Source organism: Cohnella herbarum (assembly GCF_012849095.1).
Classification (GTDB): Bacteria; Bacillota; Bacilli; order Paenibacillales; family Paenibacillaceae; genus Cohnella; species Cohnella herbarum.
The window spans coordinates 1603296-1619831 of sequence record NZ_CP051680.1 but is presented as its reverse complement, the minus strand read 5'-3'; the positions used below and the strand labels follow the sequence as shown (position 1 = coordinate 1619831).

Genomic DNA, 16536 nt, shown 5'->3' with positions numbered 1-16536 from the left:
CGCTTCGAATATGTCGGATGAGATGACGGATTTAGAATTAATAGAGCGCATTACCCGTAAAGATTCCCAGGCATTGCAGCTTATATATGAAAGATATGAACGTCCCATTTATACTTTTGCTTTCCGTATCGTTAAAGATGCGATGCTAGCGGAAGAAGTCGTACAGGAACTGTTCCTGCGAATATGGAACGCAGCAGAGAAGTATGACGGAGATCAGGGCAAGCTATCCAGTTGGATGTTTACGTTAACTAGAAATATTGCCATTGACGGTCTTCGGAGAAGGCAAATCCGAACATCAAAGCAAGTTGTCAAGACGGAGCAATTAAATCAAACCCCGGATTCTGCAACAGATACTGCTATAGCGGTGGAAACAAAAGTGATCGGGGAACAGGTTCGGCAGGCAATGCGAAAGCTTAGCCCGGATCAGCACCAAGTTGTGGAACTCATCTATTTTGGCGGATATACTCAGCAGGAAGTATCAGTGAGTTGCGATATTCCGCTCGGAACGGTTAAGAGCAGGGTAAGGCTCGCTATGAAAGCTCTGAAGTCGGAACTTGAAAATATAGGAGAGGAGGGGCATGGTTATGAAACATGATACAAATTCATGCGAGAATGCGGAAATGTATGTGCTTGGCGGATTGAGTGAAGCGGAAAAAAGAGCTTTCGAACAGCACCTTATCTCTTGCGCGGAATGTGCACAGCAAGTCACGGAGCTTCAGGAAATCGTAGATATGCTGCCGCTTTCGTCCGAGCCGGTCGATGTGCCGACAGGGATGAAGGATCGGGTTCTCGGTAATATTCTGAAGGTAGCAGACACGGAAGTGAAACGAGTTATAGAAACTGAACCTGTTATTCCGCATCAAACACCAGAAAGATCAAACCGCCCTGTCCTCTCCTTTCCAGATGGATCGAAGAAGCGGAGCTTTGGCAAATGGGTAAATGTCGGCCTTGCTGCCGCGGTGATTTTGTTGTGCGTATATACACTTGCTTTAAGGGACGAGGTGTCGAACCTTCATAACGAACTCACCCTCGCCAAACATAACGAGCCCCCGCAGGGATTGCGTATGAATCAGGCAGTAAGCTTAAGTTCGGCGGCCAAAGACATCGTCGCAAGCGGTCTCGCGACGATCGTGATCGATAACAAGGGAACCCATCTATTAGTACAAGCCGAGAAGCTTCCGCAGGTAAAAGAAAACGAAGCGTTTCAGGTTTGGTTAATGAAGAAAGGCCAGGATGTCGTGAACGCCGGTACCTTCTTCCCGCAAGACGGGAAGGGCGGTTTATACTTTACGCTTGACCAAAGCTTGGATGGTTATGATCAAATCGCCATCACCCAAGAACCAGATGCGTTCGGTCAATCGCCAAGAGGTACTGCCATCTTGACCGCGGAGATACAACTTTAAGTAATCTTGGAAAGCGAGGATCGACCAATGGAATACGTGAAACTCGGAAATACCGGCCTAGATGTATCCCGGCTTTGTCTTGGCTGCATGAGCTTTGGCGTTGCGGAGCGGTGGATTCATGAATGGGTACTGAATGAAGAGCATAGTCGTCCCATTATCAAGAGAGCATTGGAGCTTGGGATTAATTTTTTCGATACCGCCAATGTGTATTCAGACGGAACAAGCGAGGAAATTGTAGGACGAGCGTTAAAGGATTATGCCAATCGTGACGAGATCGTCCTCGCGACCAAGGTTCATTTCCGCATGCATCAAGGGCCAAACGGTGCCGGTCTCTCCCGGAAGGCAATCATGAGCGAGATGGATAAGAGTCTTAAGAGGTTAGGAACGGATTATGTAGACCTCTATCAAATCCATCGCTGGGATTACAATACTCCGATCGAGGAAACGATGGAAGCCTTACATGATGTTGTGAAAGCTGGGAAGGCAAGATACATCGGCGCTTCCGCCATGTACGCATGGCAATTTCTAAAGGCATTACATGTTGCCGAGAAAAACGGATGGACCCGGTTTGTGTCGATGCAGAATCATCTAAACCTCATTTACCGCGAAGAGGAGAGGGAGATGCTGCCGCTTTGCAAGGAAGAGAAAATCGGCGTGATTCCCTATAGCCCCCTCGCATCGGGTAGGTTGACTCGTGATTGGTCCGAGACAACCCGCCGTTCCGAAACCGATCAAGTTCAGAAATCCAAATACGATGCGACCGCGAATACGGATCGATTGATCGTAGAGCGTGTTGCGGCAATAGCGGCTCAACGCGGAGTTCCCCGAGCTCAAATCGCGCTAGCCTGGTTGTTGCAGAAACAACCGGTAACAGCTCCCATTATCGGCGCTACGAAAATGACTAATCTAGAAGATGCTTACGCTGCTCTGTCGATTAAGTTAACGCCCGAAGAAATCGTTTCGTTGGAAGAGCCGTATGTACCCCATTCGGTAATGGGTGCGGTTTGATATTCGAAAGAACAAGTTGAATAACAAAAGCTGCTTTCTAGAGTCCTTGCAGGACCTACGAAGCAGCTTTTCTTTTATTTTTTCATACCTGCAAGCCAATTCGTAATATTAACGAGCTCATCTTCCGTCAGTCTATCCTCGAATTTGGGCATTCCGCCTCCGCCTTGCTTAATTTGCTTGTAAATCTTCTCTTTGGTCATCGATGTACCAACGTTGGTTAGGTTCGGTGCGAAACCGCCGGACAATTGATCCCCATGGCAAGACAAACAATTGCTTTTGTAGACTTGCAGGGCTGCATCGGCATCAACGGGAGTGGCAGGTATGGCTATCAATGAGGAGGGCTCGGCTGACTCTTCTTTCTCAGGCATGTTGTACGTAATCAAGTAGACGGCAAACAAGCAGGCTAAGGCTATTATTCCGCTGGCGATCCATTTGTACATTTGAATATCCCCCCAATTATTGTTCGTCGACCAGAGCTAATATATCTTTAATGATTGTATCGTTATCCATTTCGGAACCCATCTCATAGATTTGTCTTATACGATCTTTGCCGTCAATTAACATTAAAGAAGTCACGTTATGTACAAATTGACCATCGCCCATATTTTGTATTGTTACCCCGAATTGTTTGGCGATTTGCTGAATGTTCTTTTCCTCTCCCCGGAGTAACGCCCAGCCGGATCTATCGATGTTCATGCGATCGGCATATGCATTAAAGACTTCCGGAGTATCACGCGCCGGATCGAAGCTGACCGCAATCATCTTCACTTGTTCACCCCAGATGCCGCGTGTTTTCATTTCTTCCTGGATTTGTACCATTTTGTAGGTGGTTACGGGACAGATATCCGGACAACTCGTGAACATGAATTCCATTAATCGAACCGTTCCGTTCATCGATTCGCTGTGAAACACGTTGCCGTCTAAATCTTCCAATACGAAATCGGGTGCCGCTTTAATGACAGGTAAAGATTTGGCAGGCACTAGGGATTTGTAAGCGATGTAACCTGCTATTACGATGAACATTGCAAGAACGATATAAGGAAAATATCCCGATCCGGACTTCGTCTTCATCTTTCCGCTCCTTTCGTTTGTTTTATTGTATCACCGCTATAAATGAGCCGAAAATAGCCCCTTATAGTCATTTTAACTATCCTAATCTAGGTGTTTGAGTGTTTGATACGAAATAAAAAGCGCTTGACTTTACGCGGAGCTCATACGGGTACTTGACAGCCGTGTGCTATATTAAAAATAGATGGAGGGCTGCTCATGTTTCAGCATTGTAATCAAGATTATTCGGGAGTAAACTTCGGCAAGCAGGATTTAAGGTACGGAGAGTTAATAAGTTGTACATTTAGTCGTTGCTCGTTTGCCCACGGCTCTCTAGAAGAGATTACATCGATCAACTGCCGGTTTATGGAGTGCGACTTCCGGGGGGCATCGTTAAATAGCTCTATTCATAAAGAATCCGCGTTCGAGAACTGTCATTTCAGCGGAGCTAACCTCTTTGTATCTAAATTCGAAAATTGCAAAATGACGGGTTCGGATTTTTCCGGCGCCACTATGGATGGGATCACCATTACTCAAGGCGATTGGTCGTATACGAATTTGAGACTTGCGAGATTAGCTAGACAGAACTTACGCGGGGTTAAATTTTACGAAGCGGACTTGTCGGAAGCCAACTTAGAAAAAGCCGACTTAAGAGATTGCGATCTCACAATGGCATCGCTGGCCAAAGCTAAGCTGCAAGGTGCCGATGTAAGAGGGGCTAAAATGGATGGCGTGGACTTCAAGTCATTCCCCGTTATAGGGTTGAGAATGGATAGAGAGCAAGCTGTTTTGTTATCGCTATCTCATGGAGCCAAGGTGGATTAAAGCGGGTTATGCAATAGCGCATTGGTGGTTAAAGGGCACTGGTACTTATTCAGTGCCATTTTATTGATTTAAATATTCCTTGACAGGAATATTCCTTATAAAGTATATTAATTTCAAGAGGAAGTTGACCAAAGAGATGAGGGAGTTGATAATATACCGAGAGACTTTATCCTAACGAGGTGATCGACATGTCAGACAACATTCCCAGTATGGACATGACGACGCTGAGTGCTTTGTCCGAACCGAATCGAATGAATATCGTCGAACTATTGCGCGAAGGTCCACTGACCGTGGGGGAAATCGCCGATCGGCTTGGGCTTCGTCAGCCGCAAGCCTCGAAGCATCTGAAGGTGCTTAGCGAGAACCGGATTGTGGAAGTGCAAGCTGAAGCCAACCGTAGAATTTACAAGTTACGGGCCGAACCCTTTCAAGCGCTTGACTCTTGGGTGCAGTCCTTTCGCCGAGTGATGGAAGAAAGATACGACAATCTAGATGCTTATTTGCGCGAGCTGCAGAACAAAGATAAATCATAAAAACATTAAATTATAGCGGGAGGAAATACAATGTCTAACAATGCCATGGTTTCAAGAGTAGAGAATGATCGGGTGCTGGTGCTGGAGCGCGTATTCGAAGCGCCGCGCGATCTCGTGTTCAAGATGTTTAAGGAGGCCGAGCACCTCAAGCGTTGGTGGGGACCGAGAGGCTGGGAGCTTCCCGTGTGCAACATCGACTTCCGTCCGGGCGGCGTTTGGCACTTCTGCATGAAGTGCGTCGATCAGAACTTGGGAGATTTTTACGGCATGGAATCATGGGGCAAAGGCGTCTACAAGGAAATTGTCGAGCCGGAGTGGATCAGCTACACCGATTACTTCTCGGATGCCGAAGGCAATTCGAACGAGACTATGCCGTCAACCGATGTTACAATGGAATTCATCGATCTGGGCGGCAAGACGAAGTTGGTAAGCCGCAGCGAATACGTATCGGCTGAAGCGCTCAAGACCGTCATGGATATGGGCATGCTGCAAGGAATCACTGAAACTTGGGATCGTCTGGAAGAGCGTCTGAATGCGGTTAGGTAAGGTAACGATTTGAACCCATTAAACGAATAAAGAACAGCGAAACCGCTTATCGCGATTCGCTGTTCTTTTTCGTGCAGTGAGATGGCAAGGGTTGACTAAAGCCTATCGCATTATCCTGCTGGTTCTATTCTTCATGTTCTTCCACCGTAATGACCAAGAGATTGGAGTTAATCGTAAACCGTTGAAGCGTATTGGCCAATTGGAAGCTTACCGCTGCCTGATTCTGGACTCGGTCATTAGGCGGCAAAATGAGTTGAATCGCTTGGAACGAGACTTGAACGGTCTGACCCGGAGCAAGATTACCGAGAGGAATACCGGCTTCCGGATTGGCGCCGGCTACGGAACTGCCGCCGACCGTCACGCTGTTCGGCACGAATTGCGTGCCTGCTTGCAACGCATCCGTCAAAATGACGTTGTTGGTCGCGAGCGTACTCGTATTGGCTACCGTAATCGTGAAGCGGATATTTTCCCCTACGAAGACGAGATCGACGTCCGATCTCTTCGTAACGGAGAGGGGGAGACCAACGATTCTTAATGTCGCCGCCGTGCTTAAAGGCCCGGTTTGAACCGAGTCGGTTAGTACCGTATTGACGATCGTATCGCCGGGACTCGCGGTAGCCGGCACAGTAAATGGAATGATGATCGCGATCGCAACTCCGACATCCTGCATAGCCACGATTCCGTTAATGCCGAACAGCGGATCGGAGTAGCGTATGTTCACCAGAGGTACGTTGCCGGTATTGATGCCTTCCAAGCGGAAGAACACGACTTCTCCTGGAATGGCGATGGTCGGGAATACCGTTTTGCTAATCGTGAGCTGCGGATTATCGGCCACGGTTACCTGCACGGTAGAAGAAACAGGCGAGGTCTCGGCGGAACTTAACACCGCCGTATTCGTGATTACAGTACCGCCGCGCGCATCCTCAGGTATCGTGAACGTACGGGACAGAATGATGAAGAACCCGGGTGGAATAAGATTTACCGTCTTGTCGATGCCAAGCAAATCGTCCGTGAATCGCAAATCGGTGAGCGGCGCGTTGGATGAATTTTGGATGGTGAAGGTGAATGTAACGCTATCTCCGGGAAAGCCGATGGACGGATTAACGCTTTTGATCAGACTTAATTGGAACTCCGGTAAAACCGTAATCGTTGCGGTAGCGGAAGTTTGCCCCGTTTCGTCGGAAAATGCAGTTGCCGTATTGGATAGTATCGTGCCGGCCGGTACATTAGGCGTCACGAACGGAATCGGGATGGAAACCGTCGATCCGGCAGGCAATGTGGGAAGCACGGAACGGAAGTCCAGCGTCGTATCGGCGATGACGACATTCGTCAGATCGACGTTGCCCGTATTCCGTACGACGATCGTCGCGATCGCGGTTTGCCCCGGCGCGGCTTGCGCGGGATCGATGGTCTTGGTTATCGTTAAACCCGGACTCGGGTCGACCGTTACGTTGGATGTGTCTTCTTGCGGATTCGTCTGATCCGAAGTGGCCACAACCGTATTGACGATGACGGAACCGTTCGGCGCATCGGCAGGAATCGTAAAAAGGAATGTAAACGTTAGGCTTTGGCCGGGATTAAGCGTGCCGATCGTTTGGGCGATGCCTAGTAAAGCATCTGTTAAGACAACATCCGTCAGAACAACGGTTCCGGGATTCGACACCGTAACCGTGTACGTAACGGTATCTCCGGGAGCCGCGATCAATCGATCCGGGGTCTTCACGACCGTCAATTCCGCGGGCAATCCATTGATCAGCACATTAGCAGATGCCTGTACGGAAGCCGTTTGGTCGGAATTAGCCGTGCTCGTATTCATGATAACCGTGCCGACAATAGTTCCCGGCGGAACAGTAAACGTTAGCGTGAAGGTCTGCGATTGACCAACAGGAAGCGTCGGGATAGCAGCATTCAGGCCGAGCAGCGGGTCGCTGACGACCACGTTCGTTAAATTCACATTCCCGGTGTTCGTGACAATAACGGTGTAAGTGATCAAGTCTCCAGGCAGGGCATTGTCCCTATCCGACGTTTTGGTTAGCGAGATGGCGGGAACTTGATTTACCGTTACCGTTGACGTTCCTTGCTGCGGCCCAGTCTCCGTCGGGGAGACGGTGACGACGTTCGTAATGCTCGAGCCGGCCGCCGCATCGTCCGGGATAACGAACGGGATCGTCTCCGTTACGGACGCGCCGGGGGCAAGCGAAGCAATTAAGTTAAAGTACGATAGCAACGGATCGGATACCGCGACATTGGTCAACGCGATGCCTCCGGTATTGACGATCGTAAACGTGAAGTTGACCGTATCTCCTGGATTGACTTGCGATTGATCGACCGACTTAGTTACCGTAAAAGCGGGTAGTAGGACATCAAGAGACGCGGAACTGCTATTCTGCACGGCTTGCGTATTGAAGTTGCCGGTCGCCGTCGCCGTATTGTTAAACGGACTAACGGCGGTGTTTGGAATGACGAACGGGAAATCGACCGTTCGCGATTCTCCGACAGCAAGCGTACCAATCGATTGGATAAGACCGAGGGTCGGGTCAGTTAGCGTTACGTTAGACAACACCGTATTGCCCGTATTCGATACGAGAAAAGTATAGGTGACCGTATTTCCGGGGGACGACTGTTCGGGCGAGACAGATTTAGTTATCGCAATGTCAGGCACGCCGATTACTGTCACGACTGCATCCGCTTGTGAGGGTCCGGTCTGATCCGCCGTCGCGGTTGCTACGTTCACGAGCGTTTCCCCTTGCATCGCGGTAAGAGGAACCACGAACGGTATCGTGACAATAACCGAATCTCCGGGGTTTACCGTTACAAACGTCTGATTGATGCCCAACGTCGGATCGACGATTCGCACATTCGTAAGCGTCGAATTTCCGGCGTTCGTGGCCGTGAGAGTGTAGGTAACCGTGTCGCCGGGTGCGGCGATTTGCGGTGTAACGGTTTTGAAAATGACAAGGTTCGGAACAGGAGTCACAATAACCGTAGCCGTATCGGATGCGGGTCCTGTTTCGTTAGAGGTGGCGGTCGTTAGGTTCGTGAAGACGGTACCGGAAGGCGTTCCTGGAGGAATCGTGAAAAGGACCATGAACGACAGGGATTCGCCTGCGGACAACAAAGGAATATTTTGGGTAAAACCTAGCAAGGCATCCGTAACCGTGACATTGGTAATTGCAGCGTTGGACGTATTAGTTACCGTTAGCGTATACGTTACCGTTTCTCCAGGCGCGACGGAAATACGGTCGCTCGTCTTCGTAACAGCCATGCTAAAGACCGGCAGTACCGTAACCTGAGCCGTCGCTATGGCAGGGCCTGTTTGATCGGAAGTGGCGGTTGCCGTATTGGTGATAACGGTATCGGCTGGCGTGCCGGCAGGTACCGTGAACGAAGCGTTGAGAACGACCGAAGAGCCGACCGGCAAACTGGACAAAATATCGATCAACCCGAGCGTGGAATCTTCAATAAGAACGTTAGTCAACGTCACGATACCCGGATTCGAGACCGTGAAAGTATACTGCACCACGTCTCCGGGTGCCGCCGAAGTCGGGGTTACCGTCTTGGTTAAAGCGAGCTCTGCGGGCGCAGCGATCTGGACAATGTAATCTTCCACTTCTCCATCCGATGCCGGCCCTAAAGTTCTTGTATCTACCGATGTTACGGAAGCTGCATTCTGATTAACCAGATTATCCGTCGTAAGTCTGAGCCTTACAAAGGTGTGGCCGGCGGATAACGTTACGCCGCTCGAAGGTACCGTGAAAGTGATCGGTATCGTTTGAGTACCGGGTTGCGATGACACGACTTGCACGGGGGATGCTTCATTGCCTTGGAATATGCCATCACCGTTAAAGTCAACCCAACCATATAGATTGGCAGGACTTCCCGTATTATTGATTACAGTTACATTTAGCGAGTAACTCGTTGCGTTGATAGGGAGGGCGGGAAGAGGTACGGCCAAGCCATCGTCTTGAATGTCTTTAGGGATATCGTCGCCGGTAGCGGTAGCATTCTGAAGAGCATCCGGTTCAGCTGTTACTTGCGTTCCTAACAGCAGATCGTTCACCAGTTCATGGCGCGGTCCGTTCTTGGCAAGCACTGTAGAATAGTTATCCGGACCATTCCCTGCTGCCGTATCGGGCGCATCGCCGAAATCGATATTGACCGTAGCAAGCGGGCACATGGTCGCGTCATTGAATGATGTCGTGACAGTGGTTGAGAATTGTGCCGCAGTGGCATTGTTGCCGACGATGGTATACCTGAAAATGTTTCCGGTCTGGTTGGAAATGGCGTAGATGGTTCCGGTTGCATCGGTGGCGATTGCTCCGAAAGGCCCCGTATTATGAGGCGTCGTCGTTAAATCGGTAATTTTGCCGGTCGTCGGAATTATCCTTTCAACGATTCCGGTAGGCGTAATCCCGTATAAATTATTATCCGAAGGATTAATTATCCAATCGCTTACGTTCAGAGCTGCGCTTAAGGCGACTCCGAAATTACTTGTCTGCTCCGCAAAACCATTAGCCGGATTTACCAGCTTCATGAATGTAGCCGAGTTTGGCCGCAGGTCTACTACGTAGAACTTTGAATTGTTATTGACGAACAGATACAAAAATCCGTTCAAATCAAAGGTTCCGGTCGTGTAGGCATCCGCCGGAAATCCTGTTGGAAGAGGGAATAGAGCCGTTACATTACCGCTGTTATCGACGCGGACGATGTTATTGTTGAGCTGATCATACCCGTAAATGTAATTGTCCAACGGATTGTATCCGATTGCGTTAATGTCGACGGGAGGACTAACGGTTCCTAAGACGGTTGCCGTCCCTGTAACAACGCTGATGCTATACCGGATAGAGGGTCGACCCGCGAATTGAATTAACCTTGAGTTACAGCTTAGCGGGTTATTGGTCGTGTCATGACTGAAATTTTGATTTGCTATAGTCGCGTTGCTGCTAATTTGAGCTGCCGTAACGGTAATCGTTATTTTTCTTGGTCCGTTGGACATCGTGAACCCGCTGGGTTGAGTGAAAGTCGAAGGCGGACAAGTCGCTCCCGGGTTGGCTACAGGCTCATAGACGGTATAGGTTCCGGCCACGGTAACCGTGAAACTATAAATTCCGTTAACATCCGTTTGAGCGGGTATGCAGGTTCCGCCCGTATTGCTAAACAGAACGACAAACACATTGGGTATTCCCGGTTCGCCGGGATCGAACTGGCCATTGTGATTTATGTCATTAAATACTATTCCCGTTAGCGTTGCAGCCATATCTTGATTAAAAGCCTCCTTTCAATTACTTTATTTTTCATATCCGGATTTTTAATGCCTATTTAGCAGATGACTTCGTTAGAACCTCGGTTCACGAGTTGCTACGAATACGTTTTGTTAATGAAAGGAATGATATCCAGAATATGAACAGTCAATAAGCAGGAGGGGTTAAGGTGAACGCGTTGGATTGGAGCCGTGGCTTAACGGAGATGACTCTTGCCTTTCATATCCTGTTTGCCACCGTAGGGGTAGGCATACCGATTTTTATCTCCATCGCCGAATGGATCGGAATAAGAAAAAATGATCCTCATTATTCGCTGATGGCACGGCGCTGGACACGCGGTTTTGTCATTACCGTAGCGGTAGGCGTAGTTACCGGAACGTGTATCGGTCTTCTCTTAAGCTTGCTGTGGCCGGAGTTTATGCGATTTGCCGGCAACGTGGTCAGTCTGCCGCTCTTCCTGGAAACGTTCGCGTTTTTCTTCGAAGCCATTTTTCTAGGTATTTATTTGTATACATGGAACCGTTTCTCCAATCCGTATATTCACTGGTTGTTAACCCTTCCGATCGTGATCGGAGCCTCGGCATCCGCGTTGTTTATCACGATGGTTAATGCTTTTATGAATACGCCGCAAGGATTTACGCTCGAAGAGGGCAGACTGACGAATCTTGATCCGATCGCAGCTATGTTTAATCCCGCGATGCCCTCCAAGGTGGCGCATGTCCTGTCATCCGCGTATTTAACCGCGGCTTTCCTACTTGCCATGATTGCCGCTTTTGCCATGTTGCGGGGGCGGGATAACGAATATAACAAAAAGTCGATTCGTCTGAACATGATGACCGGATTGATTCTTGCGGCGGCTACCATTTTGATCGGAGATAGTTCCGCAGTGTTCTTGGCAGAAGCGCAGCCGGAAAAGCTCGCTGCCGCGGAATGGCATTTCGAGACGAGCAGTAGGGCGCCCCTCATTATTGGAGGGAAATTAAACCCGGATACGAACGAAGTCACAGGAGCCATTACGATCCCCTGGGCGCTTAGTCTTCTTGCCACGCACCATCCCAACGGTACGGTTGTGGGTCTTAACGAATTTCCTAAGGACGAGTGGCCGCCATTATACGTTCACTATTTGTTCGATGCAATGGTGGGTATCGGATTTTACTTGCTTGCCATACCGATCTTGTTCCTCTTCATGACGCTCGCGAAGCGTTGGAATGCGTATAACCGCTGGATGTTAGCGGGGATCGTCGCGGGGGGGCCGTTTTCTTTGTTTGCCATTGAGCTCGGATGGTTTTACGCGGAGGTCGGCAGACAACCTTGGATTCTTAGGGGATACATGCGCGTGTCCGATGCGGCAACAACGAATCCGCATGTCGGCATAACGTTCTGGCTGTTCGCCGCTTTGTACCTCTTACTAGGTATCGTTTGTTTGCTCGTGCTTAGTCGCTTGTTCCGCAACAAACCCGCGGAGCTTGAGCTTGAAGAACGACGAGTTATTTTGTAGGAGGACAATACAATGCCGCTTGCTGAAGTCGGGATTACGGTTCTTTGGATATTTTTGTACGGTTACTTGATTGTTGCGTCCATCGATTTCGGAGCCGGATTTTACGCTTATTACGGTAAGGTAATCGGAATCGAGTCCGTCATCGGACCGGTCATTTCCAGATACTTGTCGCCGGTATGGGAAGTTACGAATGTATTTCTTGTATTTTTCTTCGTCGGAATCGTCGGATTTTTTCCGGATACCGCTTATTATTTCGGAACCGCGTTGCTGATTCCCGGAAGCGTTGCGCTTATTCTGCTTGCCGTTCGGGGATCCTTCTATGCCTTTGCTAATTATGGAGCCAAGAAAAGCAATCTTTATTTGCTTGCTTACGGAGCTACCGGATTGCTTATTCCTGCCGCCTTATCTACCGTGTTTACGATTTCTGAAGGCGGTTTTCTGTCCGTTAGCGCCAATACGGTTACGTTGCTGATGGAGGAGCTTTTCTTTAGCGCCTACTCTTGGGCGGTCGTTCTTCTTGCCATTTCGAGCGTTCTGTTTATCAGTTCGACGTTCTTAACTTATTACGCCGATCATGCGGAAGACAAAAGGGCGCTGGAGTGGCTGCGTTCTTTTGCTCTATGGGGAGGCGTGCCTACGATTATTTCCAGCTTGTTCGTTTTTATTGCGCTTCGTAATCATAATCTGGAGCACTTCGATAACATGGTTCGGCTATGGTGGATGTTCGGACTGTCGTTAGTCAGTTTTGCGATCGCGATCTGGTTAATATGGCGACGTAAAAACTATGGGACGGCATTCGTGATGGTTATGTTGCAATTCGCGTTTGCTTTCTTCGGATATGGAATGTCGCATCTTCCTTATTTGTTATACCCGCACTTGATGCTTGTCAACAGCGTGACCAACCAGACGATGGGACGGGCGTTGGTTGTCGCCTTTGTGGCAGGACTTTTGCTCCTGATTCCTTCACTCGTTCTTCTGCTAAGACTGTTTTTGTTTAATGCTAAGTATGTGAAAGGAGAGACATCATGAACGTGTTTGAACAGCAGGACAAATGGCTGATGAGACTGTGCTTCGGGATTGCGGCTTTGCTTTTGTTATCCGCGCTGCGTTACGTTTTTTAATGTAAAATGTAACTGGATTAACGTTTTGGGATGAAAGATATGAACCGGAGAGTACTCGCAATGAGATCGATATATTTGTGGCTTTGAGATAACGAATTTAAGTTGAATGATTACAACGAATAGAGTAAATAAGCGAGAGAAGCGAGAGCCTCAATCGCTTATTTATTGTGCGCAACAGTACCCGGAATAGCCGAAAGAGAATAGCGGTGTCTAGGAATGTTGAACCATTTTCAAGATCATAAACGTATAAAGCTTTGACAGGCAAGCCCGTTACATTATCTAACTAAGAGGACTAATGAAGATGAAGCTACTTTCTTTATGGAATAGTGCGAGAGAACGGCGAAAAGAGCTTCAAGATCGACTGTGGCATTTGAAAGTCGAGGAAATGAGATTACGGTTCGAGTGGGATAAAATGTTGATTCGAAGGAATTCCGTAACCGTATTAAGTTCTAAGACCGAAGAGGGTTTGTCTCTTAAATACGAGGAGTTCCAAAAGTTGTGTTTAGCGGAAAAGAGGCTTGGAAGTATAGACTCTATCAAAGATAAAAGAACGTCTAAAGCTAGCGGAATGTACTATCTATTTGTTTATTACTGCGACTTCGATCTCATTACAGGATATTCGCTTAGCGAGTACAATGAAGCGATTCGGAGGTACGATAATAAATCCGGGGAAATCGTTCGTCTGCAAGAAGAATTGGATAGAAAAAAGGGTTTCTTTCAACGATTTTTTTAGCGAGTGATTTGACGATTAAAAGTTTCCTTTGTTACAATGTCCCCATCAATTAGGAAAAGGATGAGGACGATGGTTCGTCGTTTGAAAAGGTTAAAAAATGTTGCTACCGCATTACGCTTCTAAGCGAAAAATGATTATCTAACTTAGAAGCGAGGAATTAAAATGAAACAACATCGGTTTAACCATTGGTCTGAAATTAAGTATCTGAAAGATATTGTCGCCAACCCCATGATTGAAGTAGGGGAATACTCCTACTATTCAGGATATTACGATAATCACGACTTTGAAGATGGGTGCGTTAGATACCTTTGGGGAGATGAAAAGTCGAGAAGGTTATTTAATCCCATTAAAGACTATGGTTGGGTTTTAGATAAATTGATTATAGGAAATTACGTTTGCATTGCGAGCGGCGTAGTTATTTTAATGGGCGGAAACCACAATCATCATCCGGAATGGATTACCGTGTATCCGTTTGTAGAGCAGATTGAATTCTCTTACGTACCCAAAGGGGATACGATTATCGAAAGCGATGCTTGGATCGGCATGAATGCAATGATTATGCCCGGCGTGAAAATCGGTGAAGGTGCCATTGTTGCGGCAGGATCGGTTGTCGTGAAAGAAGTCCCGCCTTACACGATAGTAGGCGGCAACCCCGCTAAAGAGATAAAGAAACGTTTCGCGGACAAAGAAATCGAGAAGTTACAGGAAATGCGTTGGTTCGATTGGGAACGCGAGAAGATTGAACGAGCCGGTCCGATCCTCTCAAGTTCATCTATTGATCTATTATATGAATTTTATCAAAGAGAAATAAAACCTTAGGATCATTTCGATTAATAAGTGAATACGAAATTGTAAAAGAGCAGATTGCCGCGGCAGTCTGCTTTTTTTCGGCAATTATGCATATATCGTTTTCCAAACGATGTCATGCGTGACCCTCAGTTGGACCGAGGCGGGGCAATCGTCCTGGCTACGCTATCGAAGGCTTCTATCCAGTCGGACGTGATGATGCTTCCGATGTAACCGTCTGGCCGGATCATCACCAAGGTGTCGCAAGTGATGCCGTAGATGCTAGTAAGCTTTCCGGTGGTGTCGTTTAGGCTATTGTCGTCGACTCCATTCCCGATTATGACGGGGTAGCGGCGCAATTCGGCACCGCTTGTCGGCCAAGTCAGCTCTGGAAGTACCTTGGCTGCGCTGACGCCGAAAGCCAACAGAGTGAAGTGTGGCCCTTGAAATACGTCGAACAGACGTCGTGCCCCGCCGGGACCCATGCAGTGCGCGTCTGGTGCCCGGTCACCCACATGCAGCGTCTTGGTGGTTGATGTGTCGGCCTGAGCGAGTGGCCCGCCGCGGTACGAAAGTCCGAGCTGTCGCTCCTCGTCTCCACGCTTGAGGCTGGAGAGACGTTGTTTGTCCATACCGGAGTAAAGCTCGCTGGACTTTCCGAGAACACGTGCTGCGATTGGCTGCCGTTCGGACTCGTAGCTGTCGAGGAGGCCGTCGGGTGCGCCGGCGATGACCTGGCCGAGTTTCCAACCGAGGTTGTATGCGTCCTGCACCCCGGTATTGAGGCCTTGCGCACCGGCCGGGGTGTGAACGTGGGCGGCGTCGCCCGCCAAGAAGACATTGTCCAGCCGGTAGTGCTCGACGAGCCGGACGTTGGGCCGGAACACCGAGGTCCAAGTAATGTTGCGGAGCCGTAAACCGGTGAGCCTGTGGAACTGGTCGGCTAACGCGGCTTCTTCGAGGTCAGGAATTTCGTCAGGTTTCAGACGGATCATGACCTGGAATTGTTCGGAGTGCGGCAGTGGGCAAGCTCCGACCGACTTGCCGTGCGTTCGAGGCCACATGTGCCACCGGTTGCGCGACAGTCCGTCGATCGCGCCGTCGATAATGAGCGTACGGTCGGAGTTGTCAGTCTTTCCGACGAACCGAGTACCCAAGGCCTTACGGACGGTGCTCGAGCCACCGTCGGCTCCGACCAAATACCTGCTGCGGATTTTCTCGCCCGTAGAGAGAGTTGTCGTCACGCCGAAGGAATCCTGTTCGAAACCTTCCACCGAGGCGTCGAATTCAATGCGCAGCCCGAGACGGTCGAGCAGGCGATGCAAGATGGCATCGGTACGGGACTGGGGAAGCAACAGAATGTTCGGATAGGGCTCGCTGGGCGTTGGTTTGTTCCGCTGCTGCATCCGCCAAGGCACCGTGATCGGTCCGAGGTGGAGGCCCGCTAGCGGGTAGGGGCCGCCTTCAGCGCTAGCTTCGCCCATGATACCGAAGTCTTCGAAGATTTCCTGAGTGCGCGGTTGGACTCCCTTGGCTCGTGAACCCTTAAAGGCATGCGGCGCTTTGTCGACCACTCGAATCCGAAGTCCGCGACGTAGTAAGTCCGCCGCCAGCGTCGAGCCGGTTGGACCAGCTCCGGCGATGAGTACGTCGATTTCGTAGTGTTCTTGCAAGTGGATTTACCTCCCCGATTTTATAAGATAATGACATATTTCATTCTGTTTATTGTTTTTCGGAAACAATTAGTTTCATAGAAACAATATTAAATAGATCAG

General features: G+C 49.1%; 14 protein-coding genes. 10 read left to right on the top strand and 4 right to left on the bottom strand.

Annotated elements, in window-relative coordinates; all coding sequences use genetic code 11:
* Window positions 1–10: 10 nt before the first annotated feature.
* The 3 genes from HH215_RS07090 to HH215_RS07080 are packed head-to-tail and all read left to right on the top strand — an operon-like array spanning window position 11 to window position 2411.
* The gene (locus HH215_RS07090; RefSeq protein WP_169279259.1) at window positions 11–595 is read left to right on the top strand and encodes an RNA polymerase sigma factor; all 585 of its coding nucleotides are present in this window, start codon (window positions 11–13) and stop codon (window positions 593–595) included.
* The gene (locus HH215_RS07085) at window positions 579–1403 is read left to right on the top strand and encodes an anti-sigma factor (protein ID WP_169279258.1); all 825 of its coding nucleotides are present in this window, start codon (window positions 579–581) and stop codon (window positions 1401–1403) included. Before HH215_RS07090 ends, HH215_RS07085 begins: the two co-directional genes overlap by 17 nt.
* A gap of 27 nt (window positions 1404–1430) precedes the next feature.
* Window positions 1431–2411, top strand: coding sequence for an aldo/keto reductase (locus HH215_RS07080; protein WP_169279257.1), 981 nt, complete (start codon window positions 1431–1433; stop codon window positions 2409–2411).
* A gap of 74 nt (window positions 2412–2485) precedes the next feature.
* Here the strand turns inward: HH215_RS07080 and HH215_RS07075 are convergent, their stop codons facing one another.
* Window positions 2486–2851, bottom strand: a complete 366-nt coding sequence (locus HH215_RS07075; RefSeq protein WP_169279256.1) for a c-type cytochrome — start codon at window positions 2849–2851, stop codon at window positions 2486–2488.
* 16 nt (window positions 2852–2867) lie between these two features.
* Window positions 2868–3482, bottom strand: coding sequence for an SCO family protein (locus HH215_RS07070; protein WP_169279255.1), 615 nt, complete (start codon window positions 3480–3482; stop codon window positions 2868–2870).
* A gap of 195 nt (window positions 3483–3677) precedes the next feature.
* On the opposite strand from HH215_RS07070, the gene HH215_RS07065 reads away from it, so the two are divergent.
* The 3 genes from HH215_RS07065 to HH215_RS07055 all read left to right on the top strand — a co-directional run bounded on the left by HH215_RS07065 (window position 3678) and on the right by HH215_RS07055 (window position 5362).
* Window positions 3678–4283: a pentapeptide repeat-containing protein gene (locus HH215_RS07065; RefSeq protein ID WP_169279254.1), complete on the top strand. Its 606-nt coding sequence runs from the start codon at window positions 3678–3680 to the stop codon at window positions 4281–4283.
* 188 nt (window positions 4284–4471) lie between these two features.
* A complete protein-coding gene (locus HH215_RS07060) occupies window positions 4472–4816 on the top strand; it encodes an ArsR/SmtB family transcription factor (RefSeq protein ID WP_169279253.1) in 345 nt (114 codons plus the stop codon).
* 30 nt (window positions 4817–4846) lie between these two features.
* The gene (locus HH215_RS07055) at window positions 4847–5362 is read left to right on the top strand and encodes an SRPBCC family protein (RefSeq protein WP_169279252.1); all 516 of its coding nucleotides are present in this window, start codon (window positions 4847–4849) and stop codon (window positions 5360–5362) included.
* A gap of 124 nt (window positions 5363–5486) precedes the next feature.
* Here HH215_RS07055 and HH215_RS07050 read toward each other — a convergent pair whose 3' ends face one another.
* The gene (locus HH215_RS07050) at window positions 5487–10619 is read right to left on the bottom strand and encodes a CLIPPER-2 domain-containing protein (protein WP_169279251.1); all 5133 of its coding nucleotides are present in this window, start codon (window positions 10617–10619) and stop codon (window positions 5487–5489) included.
* Window positions 10620–10792: 173 nt separating this feature from the next.
* Between HH215_RS07050 and HH215_RS07045 the strand changes: the two genes are divergently transcribed.
* The 4 genes from HH215_RS07045 (at window position 10793) to HH215_RS07030 (ending at window position 14794) form a co-directional block, all read left to right on the top strand.
* Entirely contained in the window at window positions 10793–12121 is a 1329-nt protein-coding gene (locus HH215_RS07045) for a cytochrome ubiquinol oxidase subunit I (protein WP_169279250.1), read from the top strand.
* A 12-nt stretch (window positions 12122–12133) separates the two neighbouring features.
* Entirely contained in the window at window positions 12134–13150 is a 1017-nt protein-coding gene (locus HH215_RS07040; RefSeq protein WP_169279249.1) for a cytochrome d ubiquinol oxidase subunit II, read from the top strand.
* A 393-nt stretch (window positions 13151–13543) separates the two neighbouring features.
* Window positions 13544–13975 carry a hypothetical protein gene (locus HH215_RS07035; protein ID WP_169279248.1) on the top strand — a complete coding sequence of 144 codons (432 nt, stop codon included), beginning with the start codon at window positions 13544–13546 and terminating at the stop codon, window positions 13973–13975.
* A 162-nt stretch (window positions 13976–14137) separates the two neighbouring features.
* On the top strand, window positions 14138–14794 hold the full coding sequence (locus tag HH215_RS07030) for a CatB-related O-acetyltransferase (RefSeq protein ID WP_169279247.1): 657 nt from the start codon (window positions 14138–14140) through the stop codon (window positions 14792–14794).
* A gap of 116 nt (window positions 14795–14910) precedes the next feature.
* Here the strand turns inward: HH215_RS07030 and HH215_RS07025 are convergent, their stop codons facing one another.
* Complete coding sequence (locus HH215_RS07025; RefSeq protein WP_169279246.1) at window positions 14911–16434, bottom strand: FAD-dependent monooxygenase; 1524 nt, start codon at window positions 16432–16434, stop codon at window positions 14911–14913.
* Window positions 16435–16536 lie beyond the last annotated feature (102 nt).